The sequence below is a fragment of the Larkinella punicea genome, assembly GCF_003334855.1.
Classification (GTDB): Bacteria; Bacteroidota; Bacteroidia; order Cytophagales; family Spirosomataceae; genus Larkinella; species Larkinella punicea.
Map to the genome: position 1 here is coordinate 116,428 of NZ_QOWE01000008.1, position 25,275 is coordinate 141,702.

General features: G+C 50.3%; 20 protein-coding genes. 9 read left to right on the top strand and 11 right to left on the bottom strand.

The window, feature by feature from the left end:
• Positions 1-172: 172 nt before the first annotated feature.
• The 4 genes from DUE52_RS11335 to DUE52_RS11350 form a co-directional block, all read right to left on the bottom strand.
• On the bottom strand, positions 173-3,100 hold the full coding sequence (locus DUE52_RS11335) for a hypothetical protein (RefSeq protein ID WP_114406127.1): 2,928 nt from the start codon (positions 3,098-3,100) through the stop codon (positions 173-175).
• Between the two features lie 154 nt (positions 3,101-3,254).
• Positions 3,255-3,494, bottom strand: a complete 240-nt coding sequence (locus DUE52_RS11340) for a hypothetical protein (protein WP_114406128.1) — start codon at positions 3,492-3,494, stop codon at positions 3,255-3,257.
• 14 nt (positions 3,495-3,508) lie between these two features.
• The gene (locus DUE52_RS11345) at positions 3,509-3,718 is read right to left on the bottom strand and encodes a hypothetical protein (protein WP_114406129.1); all 210 of its coding nucleotides are present in this window, start codon (positions 3,716-3,718) and stop codon (positions 3,509-3,511) included.
• A 91-nt stretch (positions 3,719-3,809) separates the two neighbouring features.
• Positions 3,810-4,049, bottom strand: coding sequence for a hypothetical protein (locus DUE52_RS11350; protein ID WP_114406130.1), 240 nt, complete (start codon positions 4,047-4,049; stop codon positions 3,810-3,812).
• A gap of 171 nt (positions 4,050-4,220) precedes the next feature.
• On the opposite strand from DUE52_RS11350, the gene DUE52_RS11355 reads away from it, so the two are divergent.
• Positions 4,221-4,568: a helix-turn-helix domain-containing protein gene (locus DUE52_RS11355; RefSeq protein ID WP_114406131.1), complete on the top strand. Its 348-nt coding sequence runs from the start codon at positions 4,221-4,223 to the stop codon at positions 4,566-4,568.
• 417 nt (positions 4,569-4,985) lie between these two features.
• On the opposite strand, the gene DUE52_RS32085 is transcribed toward DUE52_RS11355, so the two are convergent.
• Complete coding sequence (locus tag DUE52_RS32085) at positions 4,986-5,438, bottom strand: hypothetical protein (protein WP_133299820.1); 453 nt, start codon at positions 5,436-5,438, stop codon at positions 4,986-4,988.
• A gap of 263 nt (positions 5,439-5,701) precedes the next feature.
• Here DUE52_RS32085 and DUE52_RS11365 point away from each other — a divergent pair, with 263 nt between their 5' ends.
• The 4 genes from DUE52_RS11365 (at position 5,702) to DUE52_RS11380 (ending at position 12,023) form a co-directional block, all read left to right on the top strand.
• Entirely contained in the window at positions 5,702-7,597 is a 1,896-nt protein-coding gene (locus DUE52_RS11365; protein WP_165840916.1) for a S41 family peptidase, read from the top strand.
• Positions 7,598-7,650: 53 nt separating this feature from the next.
• Positions 7,651-8,514 carry a leishmanolysin-related zinc metalloendopeptidase gene (locus DUE52_RS11370; RefSeq protein WP_222930272.1) on the top strand — a complete coding sequence of 288 codons (864 nt, stop codon included), beginning with the start codon at positions 7,651-7,653 and terminating at the stop codon, positions 8,512-8,514.
• A 165-nt stretch (positions 8,515-8,679) separates the two neighbouring features.
• Positions 8,680-11,013: a hypothetical protein gene (locus DUE52_RS11375; RefSeq protein ID WP_133299821.1), complete on the top strand. Its 2,334-nt coding sequence runs from the start codon at positions 8,680-8,682 to the stop codon at positions 11,011-11,013.
• 14 nt (positions 11,014-11,027) lie between these two features.
• Complete coding sequence (locus DUE52_RS11380; protein ID WP_114406135.1) at positions 11,028-12,023, top strand: hypothetical protein; 996 nt, start codon at positions 11,028-11,030, stop codon at positions 12,021-12,023.
• Between the two features lie 85 nt (positions 12,024-12,108).
• On the opposite strand, the gene DUE52_RS11385 is transcribed toward DUE52_RS11380, so the two are convergent.
• From DUE52_RS11385 to DUE52_RS11395, 3 genes are all read right to left on the bottom strand, one after another.
• Positions 12,109-15,660: a carboxypeptidase-like regulatory domain-containing protein gene (locus DUE52_RS11385; protein ID WP_114406136.1), complete on the bottom strand. Its 3,552-nt coding sequence runs from the start codon at positions 15,658-15,660 to the stop codon at positions 12,109-12,111.
• Positions 15,661-15,683: 23 nt separating this feature from the next.
• The gene (locus DUE52_RS11390; protein ID WP_114406137.1) at positions 15,684-16,886 is read right to left on the bottom strand and encodes an MFS transporter; all 1,203 of its coding nucleotides are present in this window, start codon (positions 16,884-16,886) and stop codon (positions 15,684-15,686) included.
• A gap of 215 nt (positions 16,887-17,101) precedes the next feature.
• Positions 17,102-17,458, bottom strand: a complete 357-nt coding sequence (locus DUE52_RS11395) for a hypothetical protein (RefSeq protein WP_114406138.1) — start codon at positions 17,456-17,458, stop codon at positions 17,102-17,104.
• A 256-nt stretch (positions 17,459-17,714) separates the two neighbouring features.
• Between DUE52_RS11395 and DUE52_RS11400 the strand changes: the two genes are divergently transcribed.
• Complete coding sequence (locus tag DUE52_RS11400) at positions 17,715-18,434, top strand: hypothetical protein (protein WP_133299822.1); 720 nt, start codon at positions 17,715-17,717, stop codon at positions 18,432-18,434.
• Positions 18,435-18,477: 43 nt separating this feature from the next.
• On the opposite strand, the gene DUE52_RS11405 is transcribed toward DUE52_RS11400, so the two are convergent.
• The gene (locus DUE52_RS11405; RefSeq protein WP_114406140.1) at positions 18,478-18,798 is read right to left on the bottom strand and encodes a hypothetical protein; all 321 of its coding nucleotides are present in this window, start codon (positions 18,796-18,798) and stop codon (positions 18,478-18,480) included.
• 104 nt (positions 18,799-18,902) lie between these two features.
• Positions 18,903-19,376 carry a GNAT family N-acetyltransferase gene (locus DUE52_RS11410; protein ID WP_114406141.1) on the bottom strand — a complete coding sequence of 158 codons (474 nt, stop codon included), beginning with the start codon at positions 19,374-19,376 and terminating at the stop codon, positions 18,903-18,905.
• A 204-nt stretch (positions 19,377-19,580) separates the two neighbouring features.
• On the opposite strand from DUE52_RS11410, the gene DUE52_RS11415 reads away from it, so the two are divergent.
• Positions 19,581-20,348, top strand: coding sequence for a MerR family transcriptional regulator (locus DUE52_RS11415; RefSeq protein ID WP_114406142.1), 768 nt, complete (start codon positions 19,581-19,583; stop codon positions 20,346-20,348).
• Between the two features lie 93 nt (positions 20,349-20,441).
• On the opposite strand, the gene DUE52_RS11420 is transcribed toward DUE52_RS11415, so the two are convergent.
• Positions 20,442-21,266 carry an alpha/beta hydrolase gene (locus DUE52_RS11420; RefSeq protein WP_114406143.1) on the bottom strand — a complete coding sequence of 275 codons (825 nt, stop codon included), beginning with the start codon at positions 21,264-21,266 and terminating at the stop codon, positions 20,442-20,444.
• Between the two features lie 236 nt (positions 21,267-21,502).
• Here DUE52_RS11420 and DUE52_RS11425 point away from each other — a divergent pair, with 236 nt between their 5' ends.
• Complete coding sequence (locus DUE52_RS11425; protein WP_114406144.1) at positions 21,503-23,503, top strand: S9 family peptidase; 2,001 nt, start codon at positions 21,503-21,505, stop codon at positions 23,501-23,503.
• A 445-nt stretch (positions 23,504-23,948) separates the two neighbouring features.
• Positions 23,949-25,136 (top strand): phosphoglycerate kinase, encoded by a 1,188-nt coding sequence (locus tag DUE52_RS11430; protein WP_114406145.1) that lies wholly within the window; start codon positions 23,949-23,951, stop codon positions 25,134-25,136.
• Positions 25,137-25,275: the final 139 nt, after the last annotated feature.

Genomic DNA, 25,275 nt, shown 5'->3' on the forward strand with positions numbered 1-25,275 from the left:
ATTCGGTGCCGGCGGCCGGCCGGCGGGCCATTTTAGGCCGGATCTGGCGCTCGAGCGAGCTGGCCAGGCTGTTTTTTGGGAAGGCCTACCAAAGAATGTTCTGTTTTTAAGGGCTTCTGGCGAAATGGTTTTTCATGGTTTGATCAATTAAAGGATGAAAAAAGGGTACTGGTTAATGCTTTTTGATTTCGTTAATAGTCGCTTCAGGCGTCCGGATGTAGATGAATTCTTTCGTGGAATCATCGGCATCTTTCCGGATGATCAAGCCCTGTTTGTTCAGTAATTCTTTCGGATTGTATTCGTAGCCATTGAAACCACACCAGGCTTTTAGCCCGCGCTTGAATTGCTGACTACTCATTTTAATTTTACTGGAGCGAAATAGATCTTCCTGGGCGTCCAGTTTATTGATCAGCTGATCCAGGCGGCCGCCTTCGATGGATAGGTAAGCATCCGCCCAGGCTCGGAAGTGATCACCCATCACGGCGATCAGGTTCCGCTTCGATATGTTCTGAAGTGGCGCTTCGATCTTATCCTGGCAGCCCAGATAAAACTTCAGGCATTGGGCCATAAAATTGTAAAACAGGTTCCATTCGGCTTCATCGAAATCATCAAACAGGTTCATTCCGAATTCATCAAACGGGCTTCGGCTTTCCCGGTAATCGCCCGTATTCTCGTGATAGTAGTCCGAAAACGCCACGTAAAGCTTCCGGCGTCGGCTGGATGAATCCGTGTAGCGATCGCCGAAATTCGTATCGAACAACCACTTCGGCGAAACGGCGTATTCGAGTTCAAACGACCGCTTTTGTTTGGGGTTTACCGTCGTGGCCGACGTCAGTGGCGCAAAAAAGAAACCGAACGGAAGGCCTTCATAAGCATCTTCAACGTGAACCAGATCCGTATCCTGATCGACGTTTTCCAGTAAGTGGCGATTCTCTACCAGGGCCGGGTTCCGGCCGTCCAGCTGCACTTTCGACAGCAGTTTGTAAATCCCTTTGGCCAGGATCCCCTTCCCCGCGCCACCGTGGCTTTCGCTGTTCTCGCTGATCTTGGCATCCATCACAAAAACCGCCCAGGGCTTCGCTGGATTTTTGTATCGATGGAGCAAATACCCGATGGCGTAAATCTTATTGATCAAGTGAAGCTTCTGTTCCTGGATCTCGTCTTCCGTCAACAATCCGCCGTCGATGGCGAATTGATTCGCTTTCCGGTATTCGATTTGTCTTTCCGGATTGCTCCAGTACAGCATCGACTTTAGATCCTCCGTTGTAAAACCGTGATCGGTACAGTACTCCAGCTGGGCCGCCTTATCCATCAAACCCAGATCCAGCCGGTCTTCCATTTCCTTCCGCCAGTGGGTACGGCTCGACTGGATCAGGAATTTCAAAAACATCGCTGGATCTTTCCCGATCTGGATATCATACTGGCCTTCGGTTTTTGTTACCGTGAACATATCTTCCAGAATCTTCACCGGCCGATCAATCACTTTATGTTCCCAAATGTGTTTATCCAGGGTGCCAGCCTTTTCTTCGACAATTCCCGAAGCGGTTATTTTCCAGGTGTTTTTCGCAAAGAATAAGTACTGATAATCGTGGCCGTAGGTCTTAAAATCGCCGTCGAAAAAGCCCAGGTTTGATATACTGGAATCGGACAGATACGGCGTTTTATACATCGCATTGCGCAGATCCACCGCAAAGCGCCGATCTTCCAGGAAGTTGTGGATGAAGTCCTTTACGGCCGATCCTTCAATTTTTGAAACGATGTTATTTTGTTCCCGTACGTAGCAAAAACCGTCTTTTTCCTTCGGCGAACGGTAGCGGGCGAACCCGTTCAACCGTAGGAAGTTGTAAGCGTGAACGTTATTAAATTTATACTCCATCAACAGCTTCCCGAACTTCATTCGTGGGCTTCCATCCCGATCCAGCGCCACATCCTGATCCCAGAACTGATACGGAAGCGCCACTTTAACGAGTTCGGCGAATTCATACTTCCTATGGTATTTCAGGTAATCCCGTACGTCCTTGCAGGGATTTCCGTTTCCGTCCAGGTACTTCTTCAGGGATTCCGGAAGGCAGATCGTACGGATTTCCAGGTAGGTCATGGCCAGTTTAAAGGCTTCCCGTTTCCCGGTACTATCGATATCCGGAAGGTTATAAATCTTATCGGCCAGCCGGGCCAGTGTTTTAAAATCAGCGGGCGATAGAAGGGCCGTTTCGCTGTTTTGCCAGGCCACCGCATAGCCCAGGGCCGCCACGTTCAGGGCGTCGGATCCACCCGTACACAGGATAATTTCATCCAGTTTTTCCGGGCCTTTCTTCTTCTTTTTGGCCGGTTTGTCGCCTTCGTCCAGATCTTGTTCACCTGGTTCCGGATTGGCGGCCACCAGTTCGGCCACTTTCTTCTGGGCCTGGGCCAGTCCGTGGATAAAGTTTTCGGGTTTGTTGCCCGTTGACTGAAACCGGAACTTCTTTTCGGCCTTTGGCTTATACAGCTTTTTCCATGCGCCTTCATCGATCAGGAACATCGGAAACAGATCCGTACTGATAAATTGGTGGGTTTTGCCCGCTTTGGTTTGCGTGTAGGACGCCAGGCTTTTATAATGGTAGTAGGTGCAAATTCGGGATCCTTCCGCCAGCCTGGCTTCATCGTTCGTTCCCAGGGCATTCCAGGCATTGATCGAAAACAAGGCCTTCAGATCGTTTATTGTGAACTCCTTCGGCTCGAACACCATCTGGCCTTCCGCTTCGTCGGGCTTCGCTGGCCAGCTTTTATAATCCGGCTTGACTTCCGGAACGTCGGATCCTTCAAACTTGTAGAAAGCGGCCACCGCCTTCAGGGCCGTAACAAAATCGGATCCGTCCAGGAATTGGGCCACCGCCACGGCGTTCATGGCTGGATCCGAACTTCCGAAATCCTTCACGATGTAGGTTCCGGAATTGAGGTCTTTTTTCAGGCTGGCGCTGGCCGTTTTTTCATCGGGCCGTAGCTTGAATTTTCGGTTTTTGTGGGAAACACTTTCTTCGGCATCAGGGAAACGGTAAGTGATATACGAAAGCCCGCCATCAATGGCCAGCAATTCGTTTATATCGATTTTCTTCTTCATGGAAATTAAGGATGAATGCGTTTGTACTATGGGTAAAGCATCGCTGAAGGCGAAGGCTGGCCAGTTAGATCCTGGCAAGAATAGCCCTTACTTTTTTACCCTAATTGGACACCGAAGCAGCCGCGTTTCAAGGCCATTTTCATTAAACAGTGGATTAGATTTTTTCTTCATATAGGCAGAAATGGGCATCTAAACCATTTTCATCAATGGAAACGGTATTGAAATATGTCCGAACGTTGGTTTTGAAAAGTGGAATAAACTGGCTTGTGTGAACAAAACCGGTTTTCGCAATGATAGAAAAGCTGTTTCGAGCTTCGTGAAATTTCACGGTTTGAGACTCGAACAAACAGGCCTGAATGATGGCCTTAATTTCGGGAGTTAGTAGCGTGTTCATCTTGTTACGTGGGTTTAGTCGTTACAGCCGTAGCGGATGGCTAAGGTTTTGGTAATGGTGGATTCGATGGCGTAAAGCGTTTGGCGGAAGTGTTTCAGGTCTGGTAGGTGCTGGGCCTGAATGGCGGCTGATTCGACCATCAGCCGGGCTTTCTCCAGATATGGATCTGGCTGGTTTGGAAGCGAATCGCCTTCAAACTGGTTAATTATGGTTTGTAAGTTCATGGGAAATTAAAGGATGAATGGGTACTATTTCAGCCAGGTTAAAGAATTCATTACCAGACTGTAATCACAAAAAGGGGGCGGTGGGGGTGGCTTAAATAGATTCAGTTTCTAAACTGTCGGCGATCTTTTCAACTAATTCAGTGAATTCAGGATCCCCGGCGTGAAGAAACCAGGCGTTTCGCCAGCGGTTCGCGTTTGTCAATTTGTCAAGGGTCGGATTAAGTTCTACAATAGCCTTAATAATGTCTTGTTGCCCCATCTCATCCGGAAACCTTTTTTTAGCGACCGCCATCCGGTTCTTCCAGTATTGTGCAGATGTAACTTTTTGCATTGCATTTTTAATTAAAGGATGAATGAAATTTTTGCTCAAAGCCCGCTTTAGATGTACATTTAGCCTAAATAAGTGCCACCGTTTTCGGTGTCGCATTTTTGAGATGGGCAAATGTACTATTATGATTTGCAATAGCAAATCATAATAGAGCAGAATTGAAATTATTTCCTAATGGATTTCGGAGAAAGAATAAAGCGACTGCGAGAAGGTAAGAAGTTGTCCCAGGACGATCTGGCCCAATTGATGGGCAAAAAGCATCGTAATGTTATCGGATCGTGGGAAAAAGGGAAGGCGGAACCATCCTTATCGGATGTACGAAAGCTGGCCGAAATCTTATCGACAAACACCGTATATTTAATTGAAGGGATTGATATAAACCAAATAGTTACGCCCGCAGCCCCGTCTGGTTATGTAATGATGAAAGCGGAAGAAGTAATCGAAATGCAGCGCCAGTTACTAGAAAGTAAAGACCGTAAAATTGAAGAGAAGAACAAAGAGTTGTCTAAGAAAACGGCGTGAGCGCTCTTGCGAGCTATCATACTAATACGCCATCACGACAATTGAATGATCAATTGAACCTTGTTTCCTATAAGGTGGAAGAATTGTAACTGAAATTTCAAAATCGCAAAGCTACTTTACTACATAACTAACTGTATATCAACTATGTGGCATTTGATTTTAGAATCAAATCAGCCTGTATAAGCCCCCTCTTTTTGCAAGGGACAAGTAGTTCCTAAGTAGTTCCGAATAATATTTAAATGCCTGATTTTCAGGTATATATTATCTCCCTTCGGGTTCACGAACTAGTACAAAAACCCCCTCTACGCAGCGTAGAGGGGGTTTTTCGTTTCCTAAGCCTTCTCCGAATTGTTTTTTGAAACCAATCTTCCGGTATACCCGCCAGAGATAAAAGTTTGAGCTGATAAAAAATCCACATCACCGTCCAGCATATTTGTAAAAATGCCGGACGGTATCTGCTTGTTCGGTGTACGTCTTCATGAGATCACTGGTTTGCATTTCCCGAGTCACACGATAATCCCTTCCAATTAGAAAATACTTCATTTGATGGGTCCCGAAGTTTTCTAAAATGGTCCGTCGGTCTTTGTCTTCCTGATTAAAATTGCGGGATCGAACCAGCTTCAAATACAAGGAATCATTTTGATAGAAAGCAACATAATCGACATTTCCATCATTTTCATGTTGAAGAATACGGCGATATCCCATGGTTTGGGGAGTAATTACTTGAGTTGGTGTCACGGTTTTAATCCACTCCCATTTCCCCATTAACTCTGAGCTTAAGGGAGGGGCACAACCACAGCCGGGTTTGTCACAAGCTTGTAACCATAAGCAAAAAGCTAAAGTCAGGAATGTCGAGGTAATTCGTTTCATACCGTTTCAGGTTTTACATGATCAATTTCCATTTACCATCAAACCGACTCCTCATGAATAGGGACGTCGAATTCGCCAGAATACAAATTTCACTTTAAGTATCCCGAAGTTCGTATAAATCCGGGAAATTCCCCTGATTTATACGAGTATTTTCACCTTGAATGCGTGCGACACAAGTGGCAATTTTGATCCACAAATAGCTACTTGTGTTTACAATGAAAAGAGAAACCATTCCATTTAAACGGCCGGCTTATCTTCAAAAAATGAACTCGTCGGTACGCACTCATTTTGAAAGAGCAACCAGCCTTCCGGTTTTTCTCTCCTCTTCAAACACGCTCAATCTGGAAGATCGTAAGACGGTTGTCCGGCAGGCTCTCCTGCTTATTGAACAAAACTACGCTCACCTGCCCCTGAAAAGGGCAATGCACGCAATTGATCCCGTCCAACGACTTAAACTACTTTTACAGACCCTTGAATTCGGTGAAGAAACGAGCATGCCGCCCGAAACCGAATTTCACCACGAAATGACCGACACATTTATGTCGCTTCGGGATCTCCACACCAATTACCTTTTACCGGATCCGTTCAGGAATATGACGGCGTTTCTTCCGTTTATGGTGGAAGATTATTTTGAGGGCAAAGAGCGACGTTACCTTGTCTCGCACGTCTCTCCAGGGTTCAGCCATCCAACCTTCGGTCCGGGGGTAGAGGTGGTCTACTGGAATGGAATGCCCATTGAAAAAGCGGTTTTGAACAATGCAGCCCGTTATGCAGGCAGCAACCGGGAAGCACGTCTGGCCAGAGGGGTGCAAACGCTGACGACCAGAGCACTGATTATTGCCGCTGCACCGAGTGAGGAATGGGTTATTATCGGCTACCGGACAGTCGATGGTGAACTTAAGGAAATCCGATTCGACTGGATGGTGAATCCTCCATTACCGGATGCCGCCGAAGTAGACAGTCGCCAGCAAGATCTGGCGCACATGATGACAACGGGGCTGGATCTGGAACAGGATCTCATTCAGCAAATGCGAAAAGCCTTATTTGCACCGCAAGTTATAAAAGCCCAAAAGCAGGTTGCCGTTAAACTGGCCAGCGGAGCAACGCTTTCGGATCTCGATAGCACACTTCCCCATATATTCCAGGCACGAACGGTAACGACACCATCCGGCACTTTCGGTTACCTGAGAATCTTTACGTTTAGTCACCAGGACGTACCGGGATTTATTAACGAGTTTATGCGGCTGATTACGCTATTGCCGGAAGAGGGTCTGATGCTGGATGTCCGGAGCAATGGTGGCGGTATTATTATGAATGGAGAATATCTTCTTCAGTTACTAACGCCCCACCTGATCGAGCCTGAACCCGTGCAATTCATTAATACCCCCCTGAATCTGATGATTTGCAAAAACGCGCCCCGCGAAGTGGCATTAGACCCCTGGATTGAGTCTTTAAAGCAAGCGCTCCAATCGGGAGCTTCCTTTTCGGCCGGTTTTCCCATCTCCGAAACCAGGGCCTGTAACCAAATAGGACAGCGGTATTTTGGCCCGGTGGTGCTCATCGTCGATTCACTCTGCTACAGTACGACTGACATTTTTGCGGCCGGGTTTCAAGACCACAATATTGGCCCCGTGCTCGGGACAGACGGAACTACGGGGGCAGGTGGGGCGAATGTCTGGACCCATTCTATTTTTTCACAGCTTCTGACGGGCGCAGACTCTCCCTATAAGCCATTGCCGAAAGGCACCAGCCTGCGGGTAGCGGTTCGTCGAACCTTACGTGTAGGTCGGCGGGCCGGAACACCGGTGGAAGATTTCGGCGTCATACCGGACGAACGTCACTTTCTGACCAGGAATGACTTACTCAATAAAAACCAGGATCTTATCAATCGGGCCGGGGCAATCCTGTCTACCCTGCCGGTGCGAAAACTGAAAATCAGATCCGAAAAGTTTGCCACAAACCAGGTCGGTTTCACCGTCGATGTTCAGGGAATCACACGGATTGATGTCTACGTGGCAGAACGCCCGATTGAATCGATCGACATCAAGCTAAATCAAACGGCATTTACGCTGTCAACGACAGCAGAAACGCCCCGACCGCTGGAAATCAGGGCGTATGATGGCAATGAACTAGTAGGCCGTTATCGGGCAGAAATCTAATTTTCAGCCTTCCTGATCTTATTAATCCTCATTAATCCTAAAAACGCTATCCCATGAAAAAGCAGAAAATGAATGCGATCGAATCCTATTTTGCACAAGCAGATGTAAACTTAGCGCAGGCATTAGCCAATTCAACCTCCCCTTTTACCATTGAAGTACGGTTTTTAGGTGGGCTGACCGAAAACCAGAAAAACGCCTTTAAAGCCGCAGCCGACCGCTGGAGCAGTGTCATCGTCGGTGATTTACCGACGATTAAGGTGGACGGCGAGAACATCGATGATGTATTGATTTTAGCAGAAGGCTCTGACATTGACGGATCAGGTGGCATTCTGGGGCAGGCAGGCCCAACCCACTTACGCCCGGCCAATGCGGGGGTTGCTGCTTTTCTACCGGCTAAAGGCAGAATGACCTTTGATAAGGCCGACCTGGAAAATATGGAAAAAAACGGCAGCTTAACGCACGTAATTACGCATGAGATGGGGCACGTCCTCGGAATCGGTACAATCTGGACTAAAAAAGGACTTCTGAAAGGAGCTGGAACCACAAATCCAACCTTTACCGGTGCCCTGGCCATGTTTGAGTACGGCCAACTGAAAGGCACCGGCCCCGCTCCCGTTCCGGTCGAAAATCAACATGGTCCCGGTACACAGGACTCTCACTGGCGCGAACCTATCTTCCGGAATGAGTTGATGACCGGATTCATTGACATGGGTAATAACCCGCTGAGCCGGGTCACCGTAGGCAGCCTAAAAGATATGGGGTACGTCGTGGATATGAATGCCGCCGAAGCCTACACGCTTCCGAACCTACTCCAACTGGCCGAAAGTGGCGAATTGATTGCTGCGGAGGATTCCCTCGAGTTAGGCACTATGCTGTCTATTATTCCTACTGTATTACCAGAAGACAGTTTACAATAAGAAAACCGCATACCTGCCATGATACGCTATGCCTGCCTGCTACTTGCCCTCCTTCTTCATCACGCCCAACCGCTTTTTTCCCAATGCATAGGGTGTAAAAATTCTGATAAAGCAAAGCAACCTGACACGCTAACCGTCAGCAGTGGGGGATTGCTCCTTTCGCCCTTGCCTACTTTTATAGCCCGCGACTCAGCTTTAACCCTCGTTATTCAGGATGACAAAATAAAACAGGAGACGCAACTACAAACCAAATTGAAGGGAAATAAGTGGGCAGACCTACCGGCTTGTTTAGCAGAGATTTTTAAAATTAAGGTAGGTTCCGCCGATATTGCTAAGTTAAACAAGGTTATTGATCAGGAAAAGGAGACTACCTACGCGATTAAGGTCGGAAATGGACCGTCATTTAACCTACCGCAGCCAGGCAATAACCAGAGTGAAATCAAGTTTTCAAAAGCCGGAAAAACCACCATTAAAATAATTAAGAAGAACGTTGATAATACTTTTTTTAAGGATCAATTCGACAAAAAGCCTGCGTATGCGGATTGGAGCCAATACAAGCCCATTGTCAATGCGCTTTACCCCGTTTACACCCGGTACGAAGCCCGTATCCGCCAGTTGAATGTAACGATCAAGGCACTGAAAGACCCGGGAGAATGTTGCGGCCAAAAAAATACCGGGTTACTTGAAAAGTTAGAAAATGAACGCTGTCAGTACCTTGATTCGATTCAGCGGACCCAGATCCAACTCTGTTCGATCGCGTATCAGGTTATCAAATCAAACAAAAAGTGGATAAACTACTGGCTTTGGTACACGGGTGGAAATCCAGTCCTGAATCCGTTCGGAGTCACCTCACCCACAGAAGCCAATGCCGAAATTGACCGACAACTGGCTTCGGCCGAAGCCACCCTCCGGCTTTATCAGACCCTCACGGACAAATGCTGTGAATCAACCGTGATCAAGGACATGCTGGACACCCTGAAACCGGCTATTTCCGAACTGACGCTGGTTCTGGTAAAATTGCGCCAGGAGAAAGAAAAAGCGCCCGTGCGACAGAAAGCGTACGAAGACTGGTTAAAATCAACCGCTCAGACCGAAACCGTGTTGAACGAAATCGTACTGTATGCGTCCGACTGTCCACAAATCAACTGGATGACGCATTATGACGCCCAAAGCAACTACGCCACCATGCAACCGGATGGTTTACTACCCGATCTGGTTTTTGAAAAAGATGCGCTGCGTGGCCTGGTACACAATATCCCTTCGGGAAGAAAGGTATCGGCCAAAGAAGTCGTGAAAGAAGCGAAGCTTCGCACCGAGATCGACGTGCAGACGGATGACTTTGCCGGTGCATTCACCCAGGCACTCGTCAACAGCAACGCGATTTCCACGCTGTTCAATCAGCTCAGCGGTATTTTAAATACGATCCGCACGGTCGGAAACCTGGGCGACAGCTCTCTAAAAGTTGATGACAAGGTTGGGGTCAGAGCACCAGTGGAAAATGCCCGCCAGGCGCTGATCGTCGAAAAGTTACGGGAACTCCTGGCTCCCTTGCTGGATGGAAAGTCGGACGCACAGCAACTGGACGAACTGTCGTGTATCAAGAAATATCCGCTAGAGTATAAGAATAAGTTAAATGCGGCCATCCGACTCGAAAACAATAAAGCAAAGCCCGTTTCGGACGCCGAATTTAATGAAGCGTTACAAATGCTGATAAATGAACGAAATGACAAACTAAGAGTGGCGAAAAAAGATAGTGCTCAACTTGTCGACTTCAATTCTTCCAGCAAATTAATCCGCTGGTTGATGGAACAAACCGAACCCCCGATTGACGATCTACAGGTCGCTTATACTGAATTCGCCCGAAAAAAAGCCAGTCAGGAGCCGGTTTTACGATCGGAAGATGTGCTTATTAATGAGAGCCGGACCGCAAAAGGCACCAATGACATAAGCTACGACATTTTTGAAGCCGGAAAAGAAAAACCCGTCGCTGCCGGCAGTTATAAAACCTATCACACGGTTCGTTTCTGGCCATCGGTCAGCATTAACTACGTGTTCGGATCACGGACTGTATCTGTTTTCGACAACGCCACCGGGCAGTTCCGAACAGACACCGGCATCGACAATTTTGAAGCGGTGGTGGGGGTGAAATGGTACCTGGGTCCAAGTAATCTGACCCGAACCGCTGCCCGAACCCGGTTTATCAAAAATACCGCCGATAAAGAGTATAATTTCCCACGGGGAAACAGTGTGTTGGGTAAGCTCTTTCTGACCGGCGGACTAGGGGTTACCCACAAGTTCCTGAAAAACTATTTTCTGGGTGCGGGCATTGACATCGTACCGGGACTAAGCGTGCAGGGTGGCGGCAATCTGTTTTTTCGAAAAGGATACGACCTGATGAATGGCCAGATCAGTCGCGAATATGATGTACCGACAGGCCGCTGGTTTTTTGGGTTGGCCATTGATCCAAATGTAGTTACCAAATTGATATCCATCTTTTAATCCATTCAAAGGCCATGCGTACCGGCATCTACCTCATTTTCTGCTTATTATTGGGTCTTACATTGGGGTGTGAATCTAACTTTGAAGACGTCATAGACAGCGTTTATAAAGACGGGGAAATCAATGGCACCGTTTACCTCAATGATACGTTTACAGACGCGCCCGTTGTCATTGCACCGGAAGCAACCATTTACCTGACGGCGACCGGCAGTGCCACCACCTACCTAATCAGCACAACCGCGGTTTCAGACGGCAAGTTTACCTTTTCCCATCAGCCTGCCACCGAAAATTTTTACGTGGTCGGTCGGTTCAAAAATAAAGAGGGCATCCAGTTTGAAAAAGTCATGTCGTATACTGATTTCAAAAATGAGCCTAAATTACTGCTGGAGCCGCAATACCCCGGCGGAAAAATCAAGGTAAAGGCCGTCAATTCTGCAAATCAGCCAATCTTCGGAGCCGATATCCTGCTCTTTATCAACCAGGAACAAGCCGAATCAATTGCCGGAACCGCCCCCGCCGGGCAAATCCGGCAAAAGACGACCAACGAAAAAGGAAACGTTTTTTTCTATGATCTTCCAGCGGGTGACTATTACCTGGCCGGAAAAAAAGACCTTCTGGTTTCCAGCCCAACGGCTGCGACCGTCAGTCAATCCAATGTGAATAGCTTCACAACTGTTCAAACAACACCGGCGTCCCTAACGCTTACCGTTCCGACGGAATTAACCGTCACCGTCAGGGACCTTAATTCTGACCCGGTGGCTGGCGCAACGGTTTACGTTTTCAGCAGCCGAACGCAGGCAGCTTCCATTAAAACCAGTTCGCCCACTGCCATCGGGAACAAAATGACGGATAAGAAGGGAGAGGCAAAGATCAGTGGACTAACCGCCGGTACAACATATTACATTGATGCCAAAGCGACATTTACGGTCAATAATACGGCTCAGCAACGAACCAACAGTACCGGTCCTGTCTCTGCAACCCTCTCTCAGCCCGTATCGCTTACGTTGTGAAGATGAACCGTAGCCTATTATAAAACACGATTAAACCAATCAACCCATTACTCGTATAGTCGTCTGGGGCAAGCAAGCGGCCACCTCATTGCACCCGAACCAACTCAACGCCCAGCACCGGACGACCATCGGCCGTAACGCCTTGTATCACCACGCGTACCGTTCGGACGACGTCCGATAGCGGAAACCGGAGCTGGCTGTGGCCCTGACCGTCGGTTTGCATCATGGGTTTCCAGTACAGGACGTCCCGGTGATCGACGGGACCAGAACCAGTGCCTGTCACTACTTCCGTATCATAGCGGGGCACATAAAATTCGCGCTGCACCGACGGATACCCAATGAATTGAATCGGCGTCATTCCCGCTTGAGTTTTTGCTTTGCCCTGCATCGAACGTTTGCTTTTGGAGTAAAAAGCAATCACGCCATTCCCTCCGCGAACCCCGTAGATACCGGCTGTACCCCCATTTTTCAGCAATTCGACCCGTTCAATATCGCCGGGATTGAATTGCATCAAAGCGGTTCCATCAGGGTCCTGAATGGGAATACCATCGATCAAATACAAGGGCTGCATTCCACTTTTGAAACTATTTATACCCCGTATAAAGACCTTGTAGCTATGCGCTTGCGCGGCCCCCTCCCGGGTAATCGTCACACCTGCCAACCGACCCTGAATCATTTCGTACAGATTCGAATAGGTTGGCGATTTATCGTCAAACACCAGAACGGCATCAGCCTCGTTGTGCAAACTGCGCTGTTGAATATCGTCGGGTCTTTCTTCGGTTTTTTGCGCCCGAACCGTTACTTCTTCCAGCACTTTCGTCGTTTTATCCCGGTACAAATCGGCGTTTGCTCCCTGCCGAATGCGGACCGCTTCTAGTTGAGCGCGCAACATCGACCAATTGGGTGCACTCGTTAGTTGACTGACTTCCCATTGTTGGCCGGGCCTTTCCTGAACCAGAAAGCCTTCTTTGGGAGAAAGAATAGTTCTCTTACGGTCAGCGAGTTGCGTCATTAATTGAATGGTATCCGTAATGGCCAGCCCCGCCAATCGAAACCGCCCCTGCTCGTCAGCGCCCGTCGATTTTACGAACGATTTTCCGGCTCCTGTCGACGCTACGGTAAGCTGCGCGCCGGGAATGGGCTGATTTTTCGCATTCAAAATGCGACCCCTGAACGATACTCCGCCCAGCGAATCCGTTCCGGGTGTGCCACTCACCCGTCGCCAACCCTGGGTCAGCAGCAGGTCATCCAACGCCCGGCGGGTTTCGGCCGAGTGGTTCACGACGTAGTCGTTGGGGTTTTCGATGCGTCCCCGAAGCTCTCCCGTTAGCAACAAGTGGGTCTGTAAGGTAGCATCCACGGTATCGTCCGGCACCTGGCCAGCATCGGTAATCGATGCCGACAAAGCGCCGGAGGCCGGTGATCCATTGTCGGTCAGATTGATGCTCAGGGTAACCAGTTCGCGGGGCTGATAGCGGTTTTTGTTGAAACCCATCCGTACACGAACCGGCGCAGTGAACTCAGACACAAACACCAGTCGCTCGGCTTGGGGCCGGGCGGTGGCATCGTACAGGGTGATTTGCGCCAGACCCGGCAGCCAGGTCATCATCGGTAAATTCACCTTCGCCACTCCATTTTGCAGGAGAATTTTTCGCTGATCGACCAGTTGGCCGCGTTGCTGAATCAGAATATATACTGAGTCGCTAACGGCCCGGTTGGCATTCATGATGGTCAACGCCAGATGGGTTGTATCGCTGATCGCATCGGCCGAAAGCAACAGCCCTTGTGTTTCGGGTTTGGGCAACGGAACGCGTTGCGGCTGGTTGTTATCCATTACCTCGGCATAATACGTCCGCTGCGGTTTGGGCTCCATCGACACGCTGGTCATGCCCTGTTGATTGGTCTTGAAACGAACGATTTCAGCGCCTGAATCATCCACAATCCGTCCTGCGATGGACAAACCGTGGCCATTGGGCCGAACCATCTTTACGCCCAGACGCGCCGGGAATCCCGCAATCCAGCGACCGCCTTCGGGCAAAATCTGAACGTCTAATGGCTGAGAAACAGAATCACTACGGATAGAGACCTCGTTCCGAACCAGATTATAGACCGCGACAGATCGCTCGAAAGCGGGGCGTCGCTGGGCATCATCTTCATCAGTATAGGCACGCAGTTGATACGCTCCCGTCGTGAGGGTATCCGACAGGCGGAAATGACCCTGGCCACGCCCGTCCACGATCCGTACCCACTGGTGCTGCACGAGTTTCCCGCTTGCCGTCAGTAGGTCGACCTGCAGGGCGGTTTCGCCACCGGCTCGCTGGTGACTAGCCGCGTCGAGTAAGTACGTACTCATCCAGAGCCGATCGCCCGTAGCGTAAAAGGGTTTATCGATGTGTACAAATACGCTGGGAGCCAATAGCTTGAATCGCTCGTTGAAAGCCGCCGTGATTCCTCCCAGACAGGAGTCGGGTGGGGCCAGTTTCCCCTGCATAGCCAAGGACCCGTTTGGAAGAGACTCCTTCTCATTCTCTTCGGGTTTCCAGTCGGCGGGCAACATAGTCGATAACCGGTCATTCCCCATCGATCCTTTCGCTTCCATCCCTTCCGGCATCGTAATCACCCCATTGACGGTCATTTGCAGTTGACCGCCAGGCAGTTTCATTTCCGTATAGGCGTAACGCGCATCGGGATAGGGCGAAAAACTTGAAGTTGCGTTCTTATAAAACACGATCAGTTTCATGGTGGAAACCAATCGGCGTTCGGTCGCCAATCGGCCGGGTTGAATCAACGCAGAAACCTGAACGGGAATCAGCCGCTTGTAGTCGCCAACCGCAGCGGCCAGTGTAATGATCCGCCTTTCCGGGGGAATCGGTTTGGTGACATCTTCCTGATAAACCAGAAAGCCGGCCTGCTCGAACGTATTATCAATCAGGCTGGCCATCAAGTGCCTGATCGACCCTTGGTAAGCAATCAGCCGGTTCCGCCGAAACCGGTTGGCCTGCCGTTCGTTCTCAGGTTTTACTTCTTCAAAACGGGCCGTACCCGCCGAAAAAACATTTCCTGACGGAGCGGCATCGAAATGTTGCAATGCGTAAATCAACCGATACCCTAACGCCTGATTTTCAACAATCAACGGTTCATTCGCTGTTGCATGCAAATGACCTTTATCTTCTTTAAAATCGAGAACCTCGCCGTTTACCAGCACACACTGTCCGCCAAACGGTTCGCCGAAGAGTAGCTTTTTAAACTGACGCAAGTGCCGCTCCCAGCCCTTTGGATTGCCCCGTATGGTGACAGCATCCAGCATTTGCACACTGGGTTCCAGCCGAAAACTGACTTTTTGTGGCGATGCATTATCAAATCGGATTTTTTGTGTAGCAGGCTGATAACCAACGAAGGAAGCGGCAATTTCGACCGTACCCAGTGGCACACCCGTCAATGTATAAGCCCCCTTTTCGTCGGTGATTGCACCCCGCATTGATCCGTTTATGAAGACGTTGGCCAACGGCATGGGTTTTCCCGTCGTGGCATCCGTTACGTAGCCGGTCAGTACGGCAGTCGTCTGTCCATGAGCCAGTCGGGTCGATCCCAGAAGCAGAACGGCAATGATCCAGCCGATGAAGAAAGAGTCACGCATCGTTACTAAATTATCCTGTCTATCTATAATAGCCCTGCGGTTTTTCGTTTCATACCATAACTCACTGCCACTACCAACAACAGTACGGCCAGGCAGCCCAATGCAATACGCAACGAAGAATGTTGCGCGATAAAACCCAGTAAAGCCGGACCGGCCAGCATTCCGGTATAGCCCATGGTCGTAATGGCCGGTAAGCTCACCGTCGGCGAAATGCCCGGCAGTCTGCCCGCCTGGCTGAAAAACACAGGCACAATATTGGCGGCCCCCAGGCCTAACAGGACGAAGCCGACCAGCGCCCCCACGACCCAGGGACTCAGGACGGCAATGCCCAGACCCACGGCCCCAAGCAAGCTGCCTCCCACCACGACCGTTTTTTCGTTCAAACGGGCCACCAGCTTATCCCCCACCAACCGCATCGTCGCCATGGCAATCGAAAAGGCCGAATAGCCCACGCCCGCAAACTCCGCTTCAATTCCTTTGTCATCCCGCAGAAAAATGGCACTCCAATCCAACACGGCACCTTCGGCCAGAAAAATAGCAAAGCACATCAGTCCCAGAAAGATAACCCTGCTGTCTAGCCAACTAAACCGCTGGTTAACCGCCGTTGGTTTCTCATCGGTTGCCGAGAAGTGGGCAATCGCCTGTTGCTCTACTTCTAGAGGAAATAAGGATTGGAATTGAGTCAGCGTGATCAGGATCATCAAGGTGGCAATACTGAGGGCGGCATAAACGGGGTTGAGTCCCAGTTTAATCAAAAAGCCCAAACCGAGGGACCCCAGCAGGCCACCCACACTGAAGAGGCCGTGTAGGGACGACATGATGGGCTTTCCGTAGAGGTTCTGCACCTGAACACCATGTGCATTCATCGCAACGTCAATGGTGCCAATGCTGGCCCCGAATATAAATAGCGTTATGGCCATCGCCGATGCGGAGGGCAGAACGACCAGCAGCGGCAAAGCCAGTGCCATCACCACCGCTGAACCGGCCATGACGATGCGGCTGCCAAAGCGTCCCACCAGCCAGCCGGAGATGGGCATCAGCAGCATAGACCCACCGCCCAACATCAGCAGTAAAAAGCCCAGGTTGGCGTCATTCAAAGCCAAGCGATCTTTGGCAAAGGGAACCATCGGAGCCCAACTGGACATACCCAAACCGCAAACCAGAAAAATCAATTGAGTGGCCAGACGGGCTTTCAACACCTGCCCTGACGGTAGGGCTACATTCATGGAATAAGGAAGGAAAATAAGGACTTCATCGGTTAGTGTTCAATCGAATTATAAAGTCATTTTAGGCAGATTTTTACTCAGGATGCGAGTGAAGGGCGTTGATTAGAAGCGATACGGGGATGGAATGCCGGCCGGAAAGAAAGTACAGCAAAAAACCGCTCTAAAAATGGTGGCCATTTCCGGAGCGGTCTCATTAACAACACGTTTCTCCCCTTTTATCGGGAAGTATCAGCGCATTTATACTGTTGCCAGTGGATTGCGGTGGTAATCCGCAAACTGCTGTTATTTTCAAAAGGTTCGATCAGATTTCCTTTGTAATAACAACCGTCTTCCCCACTCATGATATCACCCGGCGCAATCACCAGCGGGGTGCCCGTAGAGGGAGTGGCATTGCCGGTGGCTTTAACAATTTCAGCAAATAAAGTAAATCCGTTCGGACATCCTTCGATCAGCGAACTCACCGCCAGGCAATTATCCGGCCGGTGGTCGGGTCGTGAACAGCTTCCAAACAAACCGGTTAAAAATACAACACCGAGGCTGGCACTGGCGACACGTGTAAAGGTTCTTTTCATTTGATAAAGAAGGGGAGTTTAGTTCTGTAATTAAGAACGGGTTTAGCCACTAAAGTACTTATTTTAATATATAAATTACTAAATACGGTAACTTAGCTCGTAATAAATAAAATGGATAAGCCCCTAAATCCGTTTTCTTCCTTTCTACCTCAACGAATCCGCCCTCCTCACTGAAAATCTTTTCCGCATTTTGAGTATCTTAAGGCTGGAATTCAAACCGCTCCGGTTATTCCTGTGACCCTTTTCGGCTGTTCCTATGATGTATCGTTCTCTGTTTCTGATTGGCTTGCTGGGTATGCTGTCTCTTCGTGGCCTCAGCCAGTGTGTTGTTACCCAGGATGCACAAAAACGGGTGATCACCACCTGCCGGTATTACGACTCCAAAGGCGGATTTCTCATGAACCGGCCGGATCGCAGTCAGAGCATGACGCAGGTGACCTACCTGGGCAGCGAGTATTTGACCTTTCCCGTCTGGCAACCCGGTACACTGGAAACCGGTGATTCCAAAAAGTCCATCCCCTGCCTGATCGCCTTCAACATCGCTACCAACGTGGTCAAGTGCCGGTTTGAGGGCGATGAGCAGGAATATGAGGTTCAGCCGGATGCATTTACGGTCAATGACATGCGGTTTATCAGTCAGGTCAGCGAGAAAGGCGGCCAGACCAGCCGGGTCTATTACAAGGTCCTATACGCCGGTAAAACCCGGGTGCTGAAACAACTCCGCTGCAACCTGATTGTGCCGAAAAGAGAAGCGTACACCCTCGATGATCCGTTCGACGGGACGTTCCGGCGTCAGAAAACCTATTTTATTCAACGGAATAACGACAGGCCCCGGACGGTGAGCTTGTCCCGAAAATCCGTCCTCAGTGTGCTGGACGATCCGGCCAGCCGGCTCGATCAGTACCTCACCCAACGGAAACTGGATGTCTTACAACTCGTCAATGCGGTCGCGTATTATGACGGGTTTCAGGAATAGACAAAGGAGGTGAGACAAGAGACGAGGGAGCCGGAGATTGATTTTACTCCGCTCCTTCAAACAACTCTACCTTGTTCACCGCCCATTCGCCTGCAATCATGGGCATTCCGCGCAGAACGCCCCGGTTATTCGTACAAATCAGGTAGAGATCACCGGATTGAAAGATGGCCACGATGGTTTCGCCGGAAGTCTCGGACGGTTTGCCCACGGTTTCCGTAATTCGCATCCCATTATCATCGAAGGTGATGGAGTAGATGCGTAAATCGGTGGTTTCGTAGCGGTGTTTCAGCATGGCTTTCCGCAAAATGCCGTGCACTTTTTCAGCTTCTTCAGTATTCTTGGTAGCGGGAACAAAAAATTTCATTGTTTGAAATAAGTTTACGGTTTTCAGTATACGGTTTTCGGTAGGCTGGCGCACGAGGGCTAACGCGTCAGCCACCGAAAACCGTATACTGAAAACCGTAAACCTTAATCAGGTTTCTTCCACGTCAGCGTACTGCGTTCCTGATCGACAAAGCCGACAGATTCGTACAATTGTTTGGCGCGGGGGTTGTATTTCTCGGTTTGCAAATGAATGACCGACACGCCCAATTCGTCGGCGGCTTTTTGCAGATTTTGTAAAACCTGACGCCCTTTCCCTCCGCCCCGGTGGCCTTCTTCAATGAACAGTTCGTCGACCAGGGCGGTTTTGCCGCCAAATTCGTAGGCGAAACCGTAGGTCAGGGCCACATAGCCAACCGGTTCCTTCTCCGGCCCGATTAGCCAGAGCGAGCCCAGCGACGGATTTTCCAGGACTTGCTGAATCAAATTCTGGCGAAGCATCCGGTCGAACGGGTAATTGAAAAGCCCGCAAAACGTTTCCATCATCCGCAGAACGGCATCGGCGTCGGCGGTTGTTTGCGCAAGTCGGATCAGGTTGGGAATGGGTGTGAAAGTTTCCAAGGCGTTAAAAATACGGGAATAAAATCAAATTTCGCCCTTAAATCCCGAAATATCAGCCCGGTTTAAAGCGAGCCTGCCCCTGGAATAACCGGATGCAAGAACTCTCCTTTAGGGGTCGGGGGCAAAAATACTTCATTTTTTTCTTGACTCTCCCCTTACGTCATAGCCTACCTTTACAACGTCAACATCGGCAACGTCCTGAAAATGAAAACGTATTCGGTCAAAAAACTGGCGGTTCTGGCGGGGGTCAGCGTGCGCACGCTCCACCACTACGACCGCCTGGGCCTTCTCAAACCGTCCGTTCGCACGGAAGCCCGGTACCGGCTTTACAGCGAAAAAGAGCTCATCCGACTGCAGCAGATTCTCTTTTACAAGGAACTGGATTTCCCTTTGCTGGAAATCCGGCAGGTGCTGGAAGATCCCGACTTCGATCTGGTCACCGCGCTGAAAAGTCACCAAAACGCGCTGAAAGATCGACGTGACCGACTCACGACCTTGCTGAGTACGATTGACAAAACTATTTCAAAACTAAAAGGAGAATCCATCATGCTAACAGACGAAGAATTATACGAAGGCTTCCCAAAAGAAAAAGCGGAAGCCTACCGACAGGAAGCCGTCGACACCTACGGCGCCAAAGTCGTGGAAGAATCGGAGAACAAAATCCGTCAACTCAGCAAAACCGAGTGGGCCGATGCCAAAGCCGAGGGCGAGGAAATTGCCCGAAAACTGGCGGAATTGATGGACCGTGACCCGGCGGATGCCGACGTTCAGCAACTGGTAGACCGCCATTTTGCTTTCATCCAACGGATGTGGGGCGATTCGGTCTGCAACGGCGACAGGCTATCGGCTTACCGGGGACTCGCCCAGTTGTATGTCGATGACCCCCGCTACACCAGCCACAACGGCATCCCCAACCCCGACTACGCCCGGTTTCTGAGCAAAGCGATGACGCAGTTTGTAGACGGGAAGTAGTGGGCGGTTTACAGTTTACGGTTTTCAGTAGCTGACGCATTACCCTTCGCAAGCTAGCTAATACGCAAGCTACTGAAAACCGTAAACTGTAGACTATCCCTTCCGATCAAAATACATCCGCATGAACAGCATTTGATAATGGACGGCGTTGTTCCAGTAATTCCAGTTGTGAGCGCCGGGGCGGGTGATGTAGTCGTGGGCGATGTTCATGTCCAGCATTTTCTGGTGCAGATTGGTATTGACCCGAAAGAAAAAGTCGTCTGTGCCGCAGTCGATGATCAAAGCCTGCGAACCGGGCGTCAGCAAATGAAGCAGGTTGATGACGGTATGCTGTTCCCAGCGTTCCGGATTTTGGGCGTAGGTTCCCAGCCACTTCGCCATGTCCCAGTTGTTCGGAAACGGCCGGATGTCGACGCCCCCGCTCATGCTGCCCGCAGCACCAAACACATCCTGGTGTTTGAACGCGAGGTATAACGCGCCGTGTCCGCCCATGCTCAGCCCCGTGATGGCCCGGCCCTTGCGGTTTTTAATAGTCTTGTAATGACTGTCTACCCAGGCCACCAACTCTTTGGCAACGTAGGTTTCGTATTTGGAAGAAGGATCGACCGGGCTGTCGAAATACCAACTGGAAGCGTTGCCATCGGGGCAAACGATAATGGCCTGATAGGTGTCGGCAAGGTTGCGGGTAGCCGGTGCTTTTTTGACCCAATCGCCGTAAAAACCGCCGTGTCCGTGCAGCAGATACACCACCGGAAATTCCTTGCCAGCCGCGTACGAATCCGGCGTAAGCACCACCGCCTTGATGGTTTTCTTCATGGAAGGGCTGTAGGTTTCGACGGTATCGACTTTAGTTGCCCAAACGGTTTGGTGGAGTAGAAAGAGAAGGCTAAAAATGCGCAAAATACGGTTTGTAATCATTTGATTTGATTGGTTTTAACCCCTAAACCCCGAAACGTCGGCCCGGCCTAAAGGGCAGGGCTGTTAAGTTCTTCCGCTTTTCGCCCCCAACCCCCTACCTAAAGGGGGCTTGGACGTATGAAAAGTCCCCTTCAGGCCGGGCCGACGCTTCGGGATTTAGGGGTGTTTCTTGCAAAATAAAACCATTTCCAAACTTTTTGTATCTTCATGGACTGATTCCTCTTCAAAACAAACGCATGAAGTCCATTTTCTTTCTTTGCCTGCTAACCGGCACGGTCCTGGCGCAGTCGCCCGCCAAACGACCCATTGTTCCTTCCGACATCCTGAGATTGCAAAACATCACCGACCCGCAGGTTTCGCCCGACGGTCAGTGGGTGGCCTACACGCTGTCGTCAGTGGACAAGGATAAAGACAAACGCAATTCGGATGTCTGGATGATTAGCTGGGACGGCAAACAGTCGGTCCAACTGACGAGCAGCCCCGACGGCGAATCATCCCCCCGCTGGAGTCCCGATGGGCGGTTTCTTTCGTTTGTCGCTACCCGTAACGGCGACAAAGACAGCCAGTTGTGGCTTCTCGACCGCCGGGGTGGTGAAGGCAAAAAACTCACCGATCTGAAAGGAGAACTGGAAGAATACGAATGGGCTCCCAACAGCAAAACCGTTGCGCTGGTCATTCGCGACAAAGACTATTCCGATTCGGCAAAAACCAAAATCCGTACGCCATATGTCATCGACCGCCATCATTTCAAAGAAGACCGGAAGGGTTACCTCGACCGTCGGGCCGCTCACCTCTATTTATTCGATGTCGAATCCAAAAAACTCGATACGCTTACGGCAGGCACCTACGACGAAACCGCCCCGGTTTGGTCGCCCGACAGCAAGCAGATCGCCTTCGTTAGCAACCGCACCGCCGACCCTGACAAAAACGAAAATACCGATCTGTTCGTGATCGAAGCCCGGACCAAAGCCCCGATGAAGCAACTGACGACCTGGGCCGGTACTGATAACAACCCGGTCTGGAGTCCTGATGGCACGCAAATAGCCTACCTGCGCTCGACGGCTTCGACCAATTTTATCATGTATGACCAGCCGGTTTTAGCGGTTATTTCGGCCGATGGCGGTGAACCCAAGCTGGTTTCGGCGGCCCTGGATCGCCCGGTTCGGAATCCGCGCTGGTCGGTCGATGGCAAATCCATTGCGGTTTTGGTAGACGACGACCGCCGAACCTACGTCGGCGCGTATGAACTGGCGTCGGGTAAACTCAATCGCGTGGCCCACGACGATTGCGCCTATGCCGATCTGGAGCAAAATCCGAAAGGTGGCTGGGCAACGCTGATGAGCAAACCGCAATTACCCGCGGAACTTTACGCCGTCGAAAACGGGAACGTCCGGCGGTTAACCACCATCCAGGATGCGTTTGTCGCTCCTCTTCAACTCGCTACAGTCGAAGGATTTACATCGCGCAGCAAGGACGGCACCCAGGTCGAAAACATGCTTTTCAAACCTGCCAACGCGTCGGCGGGTCAGAAAATGCCGACGATTCTCTTCATTCACGGCGGCCCGGTGGGTCAGGACAATTTCGGTTTCGACCTTTCTCGGCAAATCCTGGCAGGGGGTGGTTATGTGGTCGCGGGGGTCAATTACCGGGGCAGCAGCGGGCGTGGACTCGCGTTTTGCAAAGCCATTTACGGCGACTGGGGCAACAAAGAAGTAGCAGATATTCTGGGCGCGACCGATTACCTCGTCGCCAAAGGCATCGCCGACCCGGCTAAACTGGGCATCGGCGGCTGGAGCTACGGCGGTATTCTGACCAACTACACCATCGCCACCGACCAACGGTTTAAGGCAGCCGCCAGCGGGGCCGGGAGTTCGTTGCAAATGACGATGTACGGTTCCGACCAATATGTCAACCAATACGAAAACGAGCTGGGAACACCCTGGAAAAATACCGACAAGTGGCTGAAAGTCTCCTACCCGTTCCTGAAAGCCGACCGCATCAAAACGCCGACGCAGTTCATGGGGGGTGAAAAAGATTTCAACGTGCCGATTGCCGGGAGTGAACAGATGTACCAGGCCCTCAAGTCGTTGGGTGTGCCGACGCAGCTCATTGTCTACCCTGGCCAGTTCCACGGTCTTTCGGTTCCGAGCTACCAAACCGATCGTTTCGACCGGTATTTGAAGTGGTTCGACCAGTATCTAAAAACGTCGGTAGCGGTTTTGGGAAGCGGCAAGTGATTGGCACAGGTGGCGGTTTCTGCCCCGTCAGGGGCTTCACAGCGCAGCGTCGGTAGAAAAAAAATGATGAATTCCACCAACCTCGCGTGCCTTTGGGCACGCAACCGTACCGGGATTTGTCGCGTGCCTAACGGCACGCTGCTTGAAAAGGGGCTCGGTTAGGCTACCTGCGCTGTGAAGCCCTTACGGGGCAAAAACCGCCACCCCATGATTTGAATTGCAAAGACGTCTCCTTCTGCCCCGTTAGGGACAGGAAAGAAATCGTCTATTTATCAAACCATCCTTAAAATCACCAAAGAAGATTACCGGCAAAATCCAAAATCTTAAATTGTAACGAACTCCTTAAAATTAGCACAAATTCAATAAGCTAACCTTCAAATTGCTACGTTTAAGCAAAAACCCCTAAGTTCGGGCGGATTTTGCCAACTAACAGGAAATCTGTCGTATGAAAACTTTAGACTCTTACAATTTTTCCGGTAAACGCGCCCTGATTCGGGTTGATTTTAACGTTCCGCTGAACAGTAAATTCGAAATTACGGACGATACCCGGATGAAGGCTACGTTGCCGACCATCTCTAAAATTCTGAAAGACGGCGGTTCGTGCGTGCTGATGTCGCACTTAGGCCGGCCCAAAGGCGGTCCTGAAGATAAATATTCGCTGAAACACCTCGTGGGACCTCTGTCCATCATGCTGGGCGTTTCCGTAAAATTTGCCGACGATTGCATCGGTGATTCGGCCAAAGAAATGGCGGATTCGCTGCAACCCGGTGAGGTGCTGCTGCTGGAAAATCTGCGGTTTTACAAGGAAGAAGAAAAAGGAGACGTCGCTTTTGCCGAGAAACTATCGAAACTGGGCGACGTTTATGTGAATGATGCCTTCGGAACGGCCCACCGCGCCCACGCTTCCACGGCGGTGATTGCCCAGTTTTTCACGGACAAAGTCTGCGGTTATGTCATGCAGGCGGAACTCGACAACGCCCAGCGGGTGCTCGACAACGCCGACCGGCCGTTCACGGCCATCATGGGCGGGGCCAAAATTTCGGATAAAATCCTGATCATCGAGAAACTCCTGGACAGTGTCGACAACCTGATCATTGGCGGGGGAATGTCGTATACCTTTACCAAAGCACAAGGCGGTAACATCGGTAAATCCTTGCTCGAAGCTGATAAGCAGGAACTGGCGCTGGAACTGCTCGAAAAAGCAAAAGCAAAAGGTGTTCAGGTGTATTTACCCGTCGATAATGTTATTTCTGACGGTTTTTCGAACGATGCCAACCGCCAAATCGTTGCAACCGGCGAAATCCCGGATGATTGGGAAGGTTTGGACATCGGCCCCGAAACCATCGCGCTGTTCAGCGATGTTTTGTCCAAGTCGAAAACCATCCTCTGGAACGGCCCGATGGGCGTGTTTGAGTTCCCCAACTTCGCCATCGGCACCAACGCGATTGCCGATGTGGTTGTGAAAGCCACGGAAGACAACGGCGCGTTCTCGCTCATCGGCGGTGGCGACTCAGCTTCGGCCGTCAACAACGCCGGGTATGGCGACCGGGTGAGCTACGTTTCTACGGGCGGAGGAGCCTTGCTGGAGTACATGGAAGGCAAAGTGTTGCCGGGTGTGGCCGCTCTGGACTGAGAAAGCGCAATTAATTGAATAGTAATTATCATTTAGAAAATCACAAAAAAGGTCATCGAAAGTGACCTTTTTTTATGACTTTTAAATCATAAAACCGAATTTGATGCAAATTTATTAAATGTATATACATCATGTGACC